Below are 12,698 nucleotides of genomic sequence, written 5' to 3'. Positions count from 1 at the left end.
TTTTGGAGACAGCCATGTCCGTGACCACGGAAAACGGCTCCGCAGCGTTCGCTAGAAACGCCGGTGCCGCGCCATCTACGCCCCCCGACACATCCCGTTTGACCAGCGTCAGCCTCGACGACAAATACACGGCCACTTCCGGCGCCATCTTCCTGTCCGGCATCCAGGCCCTCGTGCGCCTGCCCATGATGCAGCGTCTGCGCGACCAGGCCGCCGGATTGAACACGGCCGGCTTCATTTCCGGCTACCGCGGTTCGCCCCTGGGCGGCCTCGATGAAAACCTGTGGAAAGCCAAGAAGCAGCTGGAAGCGCACCACGTGCAGTTCGTGCCCGGCGTCAACGAAGACTTGGCGGCCACGGCCGTCTGGGGTTCGCAGCAGGTGGACCTGATCGGCCCGGCCAAGTACGACGGCGTCTTCGCCATGTGGTACGGCAAGGGCCCGGGCGTGGACCGCTGCGGCGATGTCTTCAAGCACATGAACCATGCGGGCACATCCAAACTGGGCGGCGTGCTGCTGGTGGCCGGCGACGACCATGGCGCGTACTCGTCGACCCTGCCGCACCAGTCCGACCATCTGTTTTCCGCCTCGATGATTCCCGTCTTGTACCCGTGCAATGTGCAGGAATACCTGGACCTGGGCATCCACGGCTGGGCCATGTCGCGCTTTTCCGGCTGCACGGTGGCCTTCAAGGCGCTGGCCGACACGGTCGAATCGTCGGCCTCCATCGATGCCGACCCGTTCCGCGTGGAAGTCAAGATTCCGCAAGACTTCATCATGCCCGAAGGCGGCCTGAACGCGCGTCTGTCGAGCATCCCGCTGGGCCAGCAGGCGCGCAACCAGGAAGCGCTGATGCAGGACTACAAGATCTATGCGGCCCTGGCCTACGCGCGCGAAAACAAGCTCAACCACACCACCATCGACAGCCCGAACGCCAAGCTGGGCATCATCGCTTCCGGCAAGTCCTACCTGGACGTACTGGAAGCGCTTGAAGAACTGGGCATCGACGAGCAGATGGCGGCCGACGTCGGCATGCGTTTGTTCAAGGTGGCCATGCCGTGGCCGCTGGAACCGGACAGCGTGCGTGAATTTGCGCAAGGTCTCGATGAAATTCTCGTGGTAGAAGAGAAGCGGCAGATCGTCGAATATCAGTTGAAAGAACAACTCTACAACTGGCGCGACGATGTGCGCCCCAGAGTCATCGGCAAGTTCGACGAAAAAGGTGAATGGGTGGCGCCGCGCGGCGAATGGCTGCTGACGTCGAAGGCGGATTTTTCCGTCTCGCAAGTAGCGCGTGTCATCGCCAGCCGCATCGCGCGCCTGATTTCCGACCCCGTCACCTGCGACCTGATCAAGGCACGACTGAGTTTCCTCGACGCCAAGGATGCCGTCCTGAAAAAGGCCGTGAATACGCCATTTCGCCCCGCGTTTTACTGCTCCGGCTGCCCGCACAACACCTCGACCAAGGTGCCCGACGGCAGCCTGGCCCTGGCCGGCATCGGCTGCCACGTGATGGCGACGTCGATCTACCCGGAAATGAACAAGCTGACCACGCACATGGGCGGCGAAGGCGCACCGTGGATCGGTCAAGCCGCGTTTTCCACACTGCCGCACGTCTTCCAGAACCTGGGCGACGGCACGTATTTCCACTCGGGCTACCTGGCCATCCGCGCCGCGCAGGCGGCCAAGGTGAACATCACCTATAAAATTCTGTACAACGACGCCGTCGCCATGACGGGCGGCCAGCCCGTGGACGGCTTGATTACCGTGCCCATGATGGCGCAGCAAGTGGCGGCCGAAGGCATCGCCCGCATCGCGCTGGTCACGGAGGATCTGTCGCGCTACAGCGACCGCAGCAACCTGCCCGCCCACCTGACCTTGCACGACCGCAAGGACATGGATGCCGTGCAGCGCGAATTGCGCGAGGTGCAAGGCGTGTCCGTGCTGATCTACGACCAGACCTGCGCGGCAGAGAAACGCCGGCGTCGCAAGAAAGGCGAGTATCCGGACATTGCCAAACGCATGGTCATCAACGACGCCGTCTGCGAAGGCTGCGGCGACTGCGGCGTGCAGTCGAATTGCGTGTCGATCTTGCCGAAGGAAACGGAATTTGGCCGCAAGCGCACCATCGACCAATCCTCGTGCAACAAGGATTATTCGTGCGCCAAGGGCTTTTGCCCCAGCTTCGTCACCGTCGAAGGCGGCAGCCTGAAGAAGACCAAGACGGGCGCCGGCAAGCCGGGCGAAACGGACAACTTCGGCCCGCTACCGGAACCTACCCTGCCCGCTTGTGACGCGCCGTACAACATCCTGATCAATGGCATCGGCGGCACGGGCGTCATCACCGTGGGCGCCCTGATGGGCATGGCGGCCCACCTGGAAGGCAAGGGCGCTTCCGTGCTGGACATGACGGGCATGTCGCAAAAGAACGGTTCCGTCACCTCGCACGTGAAAATCGCCAAGTCGCCTGCCCACATCCGCGCGCAGCGCATCGCCACGGGCGAAGCGGACCTGATTTTAGGGTGCGACATGCTGACGGCCGGCGCGCAGGATGCCGTGTCGAAAATGCGCCCGGGCCGCAGCCTGGCCGTCGTCAACCTGCATGAGCAACCGCCGGGCACGTTCGCGCAAAATGCCGACTGGCAATATCCAACGGCGGAAGTGCGCCAGCTGATCGAGGAATCCGTGGGCGGCGCCGACGCGGCCGACTTCATCGACGCGACCAAACTGGCGACCGCGCTGATGGGCGACTCGATCGCCGCCAACCTGTTCATGCTCGGCTATGCCTGGCAAAAGGGTCGCATCCCGTTGACGGAAGCGGCGCTGCTGCGCGCCATCGAACTCAATGGCGTGGGCATCGAGTCAAACAAGAAGAGCTTCCTGTGGGGCCGTCGCGCCGCCGTCGACGTGCGCAAAGTGACACAGATCGCCACGCCATCGCAAGCGATCATCGTGCAAATGCCGCAAAGCCTCGATAGCGTGATCAAGAAGCGCGTGGAGTTCCTCACCGCCTACCAGAACGCTGCGTATGCGGACGGTTATTTGACCCTGGTCAAACAGGTGCGCGACCGCGAGAATACTCTGGGACTGAGCCAGAAGCTGTCGACGGCCGTGGCGAAAAGCTATTTCAAATTGCTGGCCTACAAGGACGAGTATGAAGTGGCGCGCCTGTACACAGATGGCCGTTTCGTGGAGCAATTGCAGCAGCAATTCGAAGGGAATTTCTCCGTGAAATTCAACCTGGCGCCGCCGCTGTTCGCGAAAAAGGATGCGAAAGGGCATCTGGTGAAAGCGGAGTTCGGTTCCTGGATGTGGCGTGCCTTCAAGCTGTTGGCGAAAGCCAAGGGCTTGCGCGGCGGCGCGTTTGACGTCTTCGGTTACACGGCCGAACGCAAGATGGAACGCGCGCTGATCGTCGACTACCGCGAACTGCTGGCTGGCCTGCTAGTCAACCTGACGGCGGAGAACCTGGCTACCTGCGTGGAACTGGCCTCGCTGCCCGAGAAAATCCGCGGCTTCGGCCACGTCAAGGAAGCGACCGTCGCCACCTACCGCCAGGAAAAAGCGAGACTACTGGCTGTGCTGGCCGATGGAACGAAACACGCGGCCTAGCAAACCGGTAGGGCAATGAAAAACGCAGAGCCTCGGCTCTGCGTCTTTTTTTATCAATCCGGGCAGCGTCCCACCGTCGCTCCCGGCAACAGCACCGGTTGCCAGATTTCCTGCAGCTTTTCCGGCGGCGTACCGGCCAGCAAGGATTGCAGCATCTCGACCATCTTGGCGCCGGCGCGGCGCAGGTCGGGCTGGGCTATGGTGGTGACGTTGATGCCAATCAAGGTGTCTTCCACATTGCCCCAGACAATGACGGAGATTTCCTTGCCAATCTCGATGCCCGCATCCATCAGCGCGCGCACCACGCCCACGCCGGACAGGTGATTATCGACGATGACGGCCGTGGGACGGGGCGAGCAGGCCAGCAATTGCTGCATGGCCTGGTAGCCGCTGCGGCGGTCGAAAGTATTGTCGAGCAAATAGTGGGGATCCAGCGGCAACCCCGCCTGCGCCATGCAGCGGATAAAGCTTTCCTTGCGCTCGTAGGCGAAATGCAAATCCAGCGGCGCACTCAACAACGCGATGCGCTGGTGGCCGTGTGCAGCCAGGAAAGACACCGCCAAGTCGATACCCGTATCGTTGTCGTAGTCAAAATATGCGTACGGCGCGTCGATGCGTGTGCGGCCATTCGCGACAAAGGGAAAGCCCACCTTCGTCAGGTAGGCGATGCGTTCATCGACCACCTTGGTGCGGCCCACCACCAGGCCATCGACCTGGCGCCCGCGCACCATGGTTTCATACGAGGGCTGTTCATTCTGCGGCGACACGGGGGCGATGATGAGGCTCATCTTCGACGCCTCGACGGCGTCGGACATGCCATTCACCACGGAAAGAAAGACGCTGTCGCCCAGGTCGCTGGGCAGCAGGGGATAGATCATGCCCAGCACATTGGTGCGGCCGACGGCCAGGCTGCGCGCCAGCGGGTTGGGCCGGTAGCCGACTTTCTTGGCGGCGGCCAGGACGATTTCACGGGTGCGGGAATTGACTTCCGGATAGCCGTTCAACGCCCTGCTGACTGTCGTTTTCGACATGCCGAGGGCAATTGCGAGGCTCTTGAGATTCATGTGTTAACTACCTGTCTGTATGGCAAAAGAAACCAACTCTGACCGTCAATTATAGCCCAGAGCGCCAAGCAGACCGCGCATTACCGTGCGCCGCAATGGTAGAAAAACAACAACATATTGATACTCTGGAAAGTCGCTTTTAATGGCGGCCATTTTTGCTACGTCCGCAGTGTGGCAGCGGCCATGGCACACTAACAATGGCTGCAAGCGACAGCGTGTACTCACTTTAAAGGGTATGGCGCCAGCTTCGGCATACCGGTTTGGCAACTCAGGGCGCGCATGCTAAAATTATCAAGAAAGCATAATTAGCTGGCACTATGCGAGAATTTGTCCTACTCTTGATGCAGGTAAAGATTACCTGCAGACATGTCGCGCCACCCGGCCTGACCTTTCCCCTTCTGCGCACGCCTGGACATACTTTCAAAGGTGAACAATGTGGTCACGCTGACGTCCGTCAACAATCTGCAAGCCTCGCTGGCCACGGCGCAGCGACGCGTCGAGCAAAGCCAGAACCAGGTGCAACGCGACAGCGAACAGCTGGCGCAAAGCCGCCAGTCGCTGGCGCGAGAACAGGAATCGCTGAGCCAGACGCAGCGCAGCAGCCAGCAAGCCGAGGCCGAGGCTCCGGCCGCCGTCAAAGCGCCGCAGCTGAACCAGGCGATCAAGGTGGCCGTGCCGCAGCAAGCGGCCCCCGCCGCGCCGAAAAGCACGCCCCAGCTGAACAGCTATGGCCAGACCGTGGGCCGCCTGATCGACGTGACGGCGTAAATTACCGAACCATCTCTTCTTCCAGCATCGCCAGCCACCATTTTTTACCCTTCTGCGGCTGCGTCAGGTCGACCACCTCGCCCATCTGCGGCGTGGCCAGGTTCACGCCCTGCTTCGCCGCCAGCCCCGTAATGCGGTCGAACGGTTCATGCCAGGCATGTAAGCCCAGGTCAAAGGTGCCGTTATGCACGGGCATCAGCCACTTGCCGCGCAAGTCCAGGTGGGCTTGCAGGGTTTCCTCCGGCTGCATGTGCACGTCCGGCCACAGCTTGTCATACGCGCCCGTCTCGATCATGGTCACGTCAAACGGCCCGTACTTGTCGCCGATCTGCTTGAAACCGCCGAAATAGCCGGAGTCGCCGCTGAAAAACACGCGCACGTCCGGCGCATCGATGACCCACGACGCCCACAGCGTTTGATTGCCATCAAACAAGCCGCGTCCGGAAAAATGCTGTGATGGCGTCGCCACCAGTTTCACGCCGGCAATCGTGGTGCCTTGCCACCAGTCGAATTGCTGCACCTTGGCGGCCGGCACGCCCCATTCAATCAGGGTATCGCCCACGCCCAGCGGCGTGACGAAGTGCTCGGTCTTGGCAGCCAGTTGCAGCACGGCGGCATGGTCGAGGTGGTCGTAATGGTCGTGCGACAGGATCACGGCCTTGATCGGCGGCAAGTCGGCGATGCTGATGGGCGGCTGGTGAAAACGCTTCGGTCCCGCCCATTGCACGGGCGAGGCACGCTCGGAAAACACGGGGTCGGTGAGGAAGAATTCATTGTTCAGTTTCAGCAGCAGGGTCGAGTGGCCTAGGCGAAACAGGCTGTTGTCGGGTGCGGCCAGCAACTGCGCCTGGCTCAAGGCTTGCACGGGTACGGCTGCAGCCGGCACCGTGCTGTCGGGCTTATCGAAGAGAAATGTCCACATCAGCTTGAGCGTTGCTGCCGTACCCAGTTTGTGCATCTGCACGGGATTGCGGAACTTGCCTTCGTGGCGTTGTGGCGATTCAGTCGGCGCGGCAGGCGCGGCGCGCAAGGTGCAAGAACTCATGATGATCAGGACTCCCAGAAAGAAGAGACGACGTGCGACTCGGTGCAAGTGCATATGCGGCCCGGCAAAGAATTAACAAGGATTAAATTACACTACACAGTGTAGTTCCTATTTCTGGCAAAGTAAACCAAGAGGTGTAAAATATTGTTTTCAAAAGAGATTTCCCGCCATGGCCGCACCGCAACGCCTCACTGACCGCAAGCGCGTCGCCATCGTCGATGCCGCCATCGCCGAGTTTCGCGAGCACGGTTTTGACGCGACCAGCATGGACAAGATCGCTGCCACGGCTGCCGTTTCCAAGCGCACCGTGTACAACCATTTCCCCAGCAAGGACGAGCTGTTTGCGGAAATCCTGCAGCGTCTGTGGGAAAGCAGCGTGGCCCAGCCAGCAGTGCCCTATGTTGCCGACCAGCCGCTGCGCCCACAGGTGCTGGCCTTGGTCGAGCAAAAAATGGTCTTGCTATGCGACGCGGCATTCATCGACCTGGCGCGCGTGGTCTTTGGCGAAACCATCCACTCGCCCGAGCGGGCGCAAGCCATGGTGGCGCGTCTGAATGAAAAGGAAACGGGCCTGAATATCTGGATCCGCGCGGCGCAGCAAGATGGCCGCATCAAGGCGGGCGAGACGCTGGAAGTGGCGCATCTGCTAATGTCGCCACTGAAGACCTTTGCCTTCTGGCCGCAGATCACCCTGGGTGAGCCTCTGCTGGGGCCGGCACGCCGGCGCGAAGTGACGGAACTGGCCGTCGATATCTTCCTGTGCTACTACGGCGTGGCAAAACAGACGGCATAAACGGGCGGCAAATGGGCAGACAGCGTCTGCCAATGGTCGCCCTCATCGCCAGAATACCAGGCGCCGCCCGTGGTCGAGGCCATCAGCAGGCTGCGCCCGTCGTCGGCCAGCGCCAGCCCGTGGCGGTACACCAGGTCGTAGCAATGCTGCTGCGGCAAGCCCGCGCGCAAGACGTCGAAGGTTTTGCCGCCGTCGCGCGTGCGTGTGACGGCCAGCGCGCCGTCAAGGGGAATGCGCAGCACGTCAGCCTGTGCAGGCACGAACCAGGCTATGTCGCCATCGCGCGGATGCACGGCCACGGCAAAGCCGAAATGCGACAGCGGCGCCGTGGTCACTTCCTGCCAATGCCAGCCTGCATCGTGCGAACGCCAGATGCCGTTATGGTGCTGGCACCACAGCGCCTCGGGCGTGCCGGCACTGCGCACGATGCGGTGCGGATCTTGCACGGCTTCGTTTTCATCGAGTTCGGGCGGCATGTAGTCGGCCCGCATGCCCGTCGCGCTCAAGGCCCAGTTGGCGCCGCCATCGCTGGTTTGCCAGACGCCGCCGCAGGAAATGCCGACCAGCACCTTGCTGCTGTCGCGCGGGTCGACGCAAATGCTGTGGATGCCGGGCACGTCGTAGCCGCCGCCAAACCACTGCGCCCGCTGCGGCACGTGCCACAAGGACTCGACCAGTTGCCAGCTGTCGCCGCGGTCGCCGGAACGGAACAGGCCACCAGGCAGGGTCCCCGCCCACAAGACGCCAGGCTGGTCCGCGCCGCCGGCCGCCAGCGACCAGACCTGCTGCAGGGTCCAGGCGATGGTATCGCTGCTGTCCTCGGGTTTCACGGGATAGGCGGGCACGGCGACTTCTTGCCATGTGGCACTGCCCCTGTCCAGGCGGTGCAGCTTGGCGCCGAAGTGCCCCAGGTTCAGGGCCGCGTACAGGGTACCGTCGCGGCTATCGTGCAGCAGCATGGAAACGGGGTCGCCGGCAAACTGCACCAGCGCCAGCTGCCAGGCGCCGGCCGCATCGACATCGAACTGGAACAAGCCCTTGCGGGTGCCGAGATACGCGCGTTGTCCCATGCCTCGTTCCATGCCTGGTGCCATGATTAACCTCCGGAAAGTGCCTGCAAGATATACACCTGACTGTCGGGCTGCAAGGCGTCGTCAAGCACGCGCCGTTCGCGGCAGCGCGCGCCATCGATGAAGATCACCACGTTGCGACGCAATGCCCCCTGCTCGTCGAGCACGTAGCCGCGCAGGCGCGGCTGCTGCGCAAACGCGGCATCGAGTGCGGCGCGCAGCCGTAACGCGGCCACCTCCACCGTGGGGACGTCGATGAAACGTGCCAGTTGTTGGGTAAAATGCAAGTGCGCCATGCTGCCTTCGACGTCGTCGGCCTGGACTCATTCTAGTCCGCTTTGCCGACGATACAATGGCGTTACCGCTAAAATAGCGGCAAGCACACAAGGAGGCCAGGCATGACGATTACCCCGGAAGAATTAGCGGTGCTGATGCAGGAAGTGGAAGTGGCCGATCCCATCGATTTTGCCGACCTGCCTTTCGACGAGCAGGAATTGCGCGGGCTGATCGCCAATCACCTGTGCGAAATGGCCGATGCGATGGAAAGTTTCAGCCCGGAAGACCGCAACCTGGCGCTGCTGGCCGTGGCGGCCAAGCTGGTGCTGGAAAATCTGGTATTGCACGTACAGTTGCTGCGCCGCCACGGCTTGCCCGTGAGCGACAGCGTGGACGCGCTGCTGCAGCGGCTCAAGGGCGGCAAGCCGTCGTGATTCAGGTGCCCGTGCGCACGGCGCGCGCCTGCACGGTAAGATCACTTTCCGCCACGGCCACGCAGGGCAGGATGTAGCCATCGAGCCGTTCATCGGGGCTGATGCCGGGCCAGTCCACCGTGTAGCGTATCTTTCCTTCGGGCATGTGGCACAGGCAGGTACGACAAGTGCCGTTGCGGCAGGAACTGAGCAGGCGGATACCGGCCAGCTCGGCGGCGGCCAGCACGGTGGTGCCGGCCTCGGCCGTGAATTGCCAGCCTTGCGGAAGGATAGTGATAGTAAAGGTGGTGATGCTCAGGGGCGCGCTCATGCGCCCAGTTTAACAGTCCGCCAGCGTGGTCCAGTGACCGCCCGCCGCATGGCTGCGCAGCACGGCTTCGGCAAAGGCCAGGCCCGCCACGCCATCGGCCACCGTCGGCAGCCAGCTGGCTTCCTTGGGCACGGGCAAGCCCGCTTGCAGGGCGCGGATGGCCAGGGCCGCATCCAGGTACAGCTGGGCAAACGCTTCCAGATAACCCTCCGGATGGCCGGCAGGCACGCGCGTGGCGTGGCGCGCGGCAGCACTGTCGACCCGCCCCGGGCGCAGCATCTGGCGGTTGCCACCCTGCGGCGTGACCCACAGTTGGTTCGGCTGTTCCTGGTCAAAGTCCAGTTGCGCCTTGCTGCCGAACAGGCGCAGGCGCACCGTGTTTTCGCAACCGGTCGCCACCTGGCTGGCCCACAGGGTGCCCTTGGCGCCATTCGCATAGCGCAACATCACCTGCACGTGGTCGTCCAGCGTGCGATTCGGAACAAAAGTCGACAGTTCCGCCAGCACGGCGTGCGGCGTGAGTCCGCTGACGAATTGCGCCAGGTGATACGCATGCAAGCCCACGTCCAACAAAGTGCCGCCGGGGCCCGCCTTGAGCGGATCGTTATGCCAGTTGCCCTCGTTCATGCCACCGGCCGTGATCGCATCGGCCAGCCAATCCTGCGAGTATTCCACTTGCACCAGGCGCAGCTCGCCGATCTCGCCCGCCTCGACCATGGCTTTCGCATGGCGCAGCAGCGGGTAGCCGCTGTAGGTATGCGTGAGGGCAAACAGCAGATTTTTGCGTTGCGCCAGCGCCGCCAGCGCCTGGCCCTCTGCCAGCGAGATGCCCAGCGGCTTGTCGCAAATCACGTGGATGCCCGCTTCCAGGAACGCCGTGGCGACGGGCGCATGCAAGTGATTCGGCGTGACGATGGCCACCGCCTCGATGCCGTCCGCCCTGGCAGCCTCTGCCTGCGCCATGGCGCGGTAATCGCAATAGCTGCGCTCGGGCGCCAGGTGCAGCGCGGCGCCGCTTGCCTGTGCGCGCGCCGGGTCGGACGACAGGGCGCCCGCCACCAGCTCGTACTGGTCATCGATGCGCGCCGCGATGCGGTGCACGGCGCCGATGAACGCACCCTGCCCGCCCCCTACCATGCCCAACCGTAAGCGTCGCTGCATATCGTCTCCTTATGTCAAGCCAAGCAAGTGATGAATTTGATCCTGGTCAACCGCACTGCCCGCGAAATCGTCGAACGCGTGCTCGGCTACATGGATGATGTGCTCGCGGATGAAACGCGCCCCTTCGGCGGCACCATCTTCCGGATGTTTCAAACAGCATTCCCACTCCAGCACGGCCCAGCCGGGAAAATCGTACTGGGCCATCTTCGAAAAGATCGCCTTGAAGTCGATCTGCCCGTCACCCAGCGAGCGGAAGCGCCCGGCGCGGTCTTGCCAGTCGCCATAGCCGCCATACACGCCCTGGCGCCCGTTCGGACGGAATTCCGCATCCTTGACATGGAAGGCCTTGATGCGCGCATGATAAATATCGATGAAGGCCAGGTAATCGAGCTGCTGCAGCACGAAATGGCTGGGGTCGTACAAAATCGAGGCGCGCGGGTGATCGTTGACGGCGGCCAGAAAGCGCTCGAAGGTCACGCCATCGTGCAAATCCTCGCCCGGATGCAGTTCATAGCAAAGGTCCACGCCGGCCGCATCGAACGCATCGAGGATGGGCAGCCAGCGCTTGGCCAGTTCCGCGAATGCCGTCTCCACCAGGCCGGCGGGGCGCTGCGGCCACGGATACAAGTAGGGCCAGGCCAGCGCGCCGGAAAACGTCACGTGCGCCTGCAAACCCAGGCGCTGCGAGGCCGTGGCCGCCCACAGCAGCTGCTGCGTGGCCCAGGCCGTGCGGGCGGCGCTGTCGCCCCGCACGTACTCGGGCGCAAAACCGTCGAACAGGGCGTCATAGGCGGGATGCACGGCGATCAGCTGGCCCTGCAAGTGCGTCGACAATTCCGTCACCTGCAAGCCATGGCGCGCGAGAAGCGCCTTGACGTCGTCACAGTACTGCTGGCTGGCCGCCGCTTGTTCCAGATCAAACAAGCGCGGCGCCGTGGGCAGCTGCAAGCCTTTGTAGCCCAGGCCGGCCGCCCATTGCGCCAGGTGTTCGAGCGAATCGAACGGCGGCGCATCGCCGAGAAACTGGGCCAGGAAAATGGCCGGGCCCTGGATGGTTTTCATGTCAATATCCTGTTAGATAAAGCCGGGGTCAGACCCACAATGCCGCTAACGCAAAGGTCATTGCTAGCGGGCGAGGGGGTCTGACCCCAGAATTTAAAAAGGCGAGTTCGGAAAGTAGAACTGCTTGGCGTTCTCGCGCGTGATCAGCACCGACGGGATGATGGTGTTGGCCGGTAATTTTTCCCCTTTCAGGCGCGCTTCCGTCGTCAGCTTGATGGCGTCGTACATGAACTTGGGCGAGTACGACACGTCGGCCACGATCAGCGGGTCGGAACCGTCCATGATCTTCTTCACGGCGCCCTTCGCGCCGGCGCCGCCGAACACTTGCTTGATGTCCGTGCGCTTGGCTTGCGCGATGGCTTTTTGCACGCCGATGGCCATGTCGTCATCGGCGGCCCAGACGGCGTCGATATGCTTGAAGCGGGTCAGATAATCCTGCATGACCTTGAAGGCATCGTCGCGGTTCCAGTTGCCATACTTGGCATCGAGCACCTTGATTTCGGGATGGCCTTTCATGACGGCAGAAAACGCATCGTAGCGCTCATTGTCGAGGGTGGTCGGCATGCCGCGCAGCACGACGATATTGCCCTTGCCATTCAGGCTTTTCGCCAGATACTCGGCTGGCAGCTTGCCGAAGGCCGTGTTGTCGCCCGCAATGTATGCATCCTGCGACTGCGTGTTCGTCAAGCCGCGGTCGACCACGGTGACATACACACCCTTGTTTTTGACTTGCGCCACGGGCTGCGTCAGGGACGCCGACTCGATGGGGAAGATCACCAGGGTGTTGATCTTGTTCACCGTCAACATGTCCTGCAGCTGGTTGGCCTGCTCGGGCGCCGTGGCGGCCGTCTTGACGATGATCTTCAGCCCCGGATGGGCTTTTTCCAGCTCCGCCTTGGCCTGGTTCGCCCACCACACGATGCCCGAGGTAAAACTGTGCGTGGCCGTGGGGATGGCCACGCCGACGACCAGCTTGTCTGCCGCCTGCGCCGGCCCCATCGGCAGCGCCCACGCCTGCATCACCAGCACTGCCATCCCTGCTACCCGTATAAAGCTCTTCATGCTGCTCTCCTCCAAGGTTGTGGGCGCCCGTTGGCCGCCCTT

The 12,698-nt window shown here is 62.6% G+C and carries 12 protein-coding genes; 4 read left to right on the top strand and 8 right to left on the bottom strand.

Annotated elements, in window-relative coordinates; genetic code table 11:
• The first annotated feature begins 14 nt into the window (after positions 1-14).
• A complete protein-coding gene (locus ACQ4W0_RS08250) occupies positions 15-3,611 on the top strand; it encodes an indolepyruvate ferredoxin oxidoreductase family protein (RefSeq protein ID WP_436576328.1) in 3,597 nt (1,198 codons plus the stop codon).
• 53 nt (positions 3,612-3,664) lie between these two features.
• Here ACQ4W0_RS08250 and ACQ4W0_RS08245 read toward each other — a convergent pair whose 3' ends face one another.
• A complete protein-coding gene (locus ACQ4W0_RS08245; protein ID WP_436576327.1) occupies positions 3,665-4,675 on the bottom strand; it encodes a substrate-binding domain-containing protein in 1,011 nt (336 codons plus the stop codon).
• A 435-nt stretch (positions 4,676-5,110) separates the two neighbouring features.
• Here ACQ4W0_RS08245 and ACQ4W0_RS08240 point away from each other — a divergent pair, with 435 nt between their 5' ends.
• Entirely contained in the window at positions 5,111-5,443 is a 333-nt protein-coding gene (locus tag ACQ4W0_RS08240) for a hypothetical protein (protein WP_436576326.1), read from the top strand.
• Between the two features lies 1 nt (position 5,444).
• On the opposite strand, the gene ACQ4W0_RS08235 is transcribed toward ACQ4W0_RS08240, so the two are convergent.
• A complete protein-coding gene (locus tag ACQ4W0_RS08235) occupies positions 5,445-6,488 on the bottom strand; it encodes an MBL fold metallo-hydrolase (RefSeq protein WP_436576325.1) in 1,044 nt (347 codons plus the stop codon).
• A gap of 169 nt (positions 6,489-6,657) precedes the next feature.
• Between ACQ4W0_RS08235 and ACQ4W0_RS08230 the strand changes: the two genes are divergently transcribed.
• Positions 6,658-7,281 carry a TetR/AcrR family transcriptional regulator gene (locus ACQ4W0_RS08230; protein WP_436576324.1) on the top strand — a complete coding sequence of 208 codons (624 nt, stop codon included), beginning with the start codon at positions 6,658-6,660 and terminating at the stop codon, positions 7,279-7,281.
• On the opposite strand, the gene ACQ4W0_RS08225 is transcribed toward ACQ4W0_RS08230, so the two are convergent.
• Both ACQ4W0_RS08225 and ACQ4W0_RS08220 read right to left on the bottom strand, forming a co-directional pair.
• Positions 7,254-8,351 (bottom strand): WD40/YVTN/BNR-like repeat-containing protein, encoded by a 1,098-nt coding sequence (locus ACQ4W0_RS08225; protein ID WP_436576635.1) that lies wholly within the window; start codon positions 8,349-8,351, stop codon positions 7,254-7,256. The genes ACQ4W0_RS08230 and ACQ4W0_RS08225 overlap by 28 nt on opposite strands.
• Positions 8,352-8,377: 26 nt before the next feature.
• Positions 8,378-8,647: a MoaD/ThiS family protein gene (locus tag ACQ4W0_RS08220; RefSeq protein ID WP_436576323.1), complete on the bottom strand. Its 270-nt coding sequence runs from the start codon at positions 8,645-8,647 to the stop codon at positions 8,378-8,380.
• A 102-nt stretch (positions 8,648-8,749) separates the two neighbouring features.
• Between ACQ4W0_RS08220 and ACQ4W0_RS08215 the strand changes: the two genes are divergently transcribed.
• Positions 8,750-9,061, top strand: a complete 312-nt coding sequence (locus ACQ4W0_RS08215; RefSeq protein ID WP_070258491.1) for a hypothetical protein — start codon at positions 8,750-8,752, stop codon at positions 9,059-9,061.
• Position 9,062: 1 nt separating this feature from the next.
• On the opposite strand, the gene ACQ4W0_RS08210 is transcribed toward ACQ4W0_RS08215, so the two are convergent.
• The 4 genes from ACQ4W0_RS08210 to ACQ4W0_RS08195 form a co-directional block, all read right to left on the bottom strand.
• Positions 9,063-9,371 carry a 2Fe-2S iron-sulfur cluster-binding protein gene (locus tag ACQ4W0_RS08210; protein WP_436576322.1) on the bottom strand — a complete coding sequence of 103 codons (309 nt, stop codon included), beginning with the start codon at positions 9,369-9,371 and terminating at the stop codon, positions 9,063-9,065.
• A gap of 9 nt (positions 9,372-9,380) precedes the next feature.
• Positions 9,381-10,532 carry a Gfo/Idh/MocA family protein gene (locus ACQ4W0_RS08205; protein WP_436576321.1) on the bottom strand — a complete coding sequence of 384 codons (1,152 nt, stop codon included), beginning with the start codon at positions 10,530-10,532 and terminating at the stop codon, positions 9,381-9,383.
• 9 nt (positions 10,533-10,541) lie between these two features.
• Positions 10,542-11,594 carry a sugar phosphate isomerase/epimerase family protein gene (locus ACQ4W0_RS08200; RefSeq protein WP_436576320.1) on the bottom strand — a complete coding sequence of 351 codons (1,053 nt, stop codon included), beginning with the start codon at positions 11,592-11,594 and terminating at the stop codon, positions 10,542-10,544.
• A gap of 93 nt (positions 11,595-11,687) precedes the next feature.
• Positions 11,688-12,656, bottom strand: coding sequence for a substrate-binding domain-containing protein (locus ACQ4W0_RS08195; protein WP_436576319.1), 969 nt, complete (start codon positions 12,654-12,656; stop codon positions 11,688-11,690).
• Positions 12,657-12,698 lie beyond the last annotated feature (42 nt).

The organism is Janthinobacterium breve, from assembly GCF_051380895.1.
Lineage (GTDB): Bacteria > Pseudomonadota > Gammaproteobacteria > Burkholderiales > Burkholderiaceae_D > Janthinobacterium.
Note: the sequence above shows the minus strand (reverse complement) of the source record. Positions and strands in the feature narration are given on the sequence as shown.

What these genes read in the sequence shown, in the direction of transcription:
- ACQ4W0_RS08250 (WP_436576328.1), top strand. Translation starts at nt 15, where the DNA reads ATGTCCGTGACCACGGAAAACGGCTCCGCAGCGTTCGCTAGAAACGCC.
- ACQ4W0_RS08245 (WP_436576327.1), bottom strand. Translation starts at nt 4,675, where the DNA reads ATGAATCTCAAGAGCCTCGCAATTGCCCTCGGCATGTCGAAAACGACA.
- ACQ4W0_RS08235 (WP_436576325.1), bottom strand. Translation starts at nt 6,488, where the DNA reads ATGAGTTCTTGCACCTTGCGCGCCGCGCCTGCCGCGCCGACTGAATCG.
- ACQ4W0_RS08230 (WP_436576324.1), top strand. Translation starts at nt 6,658, where the DNA reads ATGGCCGCACCGCAACGCCTCACTGACCGCAAGCGCGTCGCCATCGTC.
- ACQ4W0_RS08225 (WP_436576635.1), bottom strand. Translation starts at nt 8,351, where the DNA reads ATGGGACAACGCGCGTATCTCGGCACCCGCAAGGGCTTGTTCCAGTTC.
- ACQ4W0_RS08220 (WP_436576323.1), bottom strand. Translation starts at nt 8,647, where the DNA reads ATGGCGCACTTGCATTTTACCCAACAACTGGCACGTTTCATCGACGTC.
- ACQ4W0_RS08215 (WP_070258491.1), top strand. Translation starts at nt 8,750, where the DNA reads ATGACGATTACCCCGGAAGAATTAGCGGTGCTGATGCAGGAAGTGGAA.
- ACQ4W0_RS08210 (WP_436576322.1), bottom strand. Translation starts at nt 9,371, where the DNA reads ATGAGCGCGCCCCTGAGCATCACCACCTTTACTATCACTATCCTTCCG.
- ACQ4W0_RS08205 (WP_436576321.1), bottom strand. Translation starts at nt 10,532, where the DNA reads ATGCAGCGACGCTTACGGTTGGGCATGGTAGGGGGCGGGCAGGGTGCG.
- ACQ4W0_RS08200 (WP_436576320.1), bottom strand. Translation starts at nt 11,594, where the DNA reads ATGAAAACCATCCAGGGCCCGGCCATTTTCCTGGCCCAGTTTCTCGGC.
- ACQ4W0_RS08195 (WP_436576319.1), bottom strand. Translation starts at nt 12,656, where the DNA reads ATGAAGAGCTTTATACGGGTAGCAGGGATGGCAGTGCTGGTGATGCAG.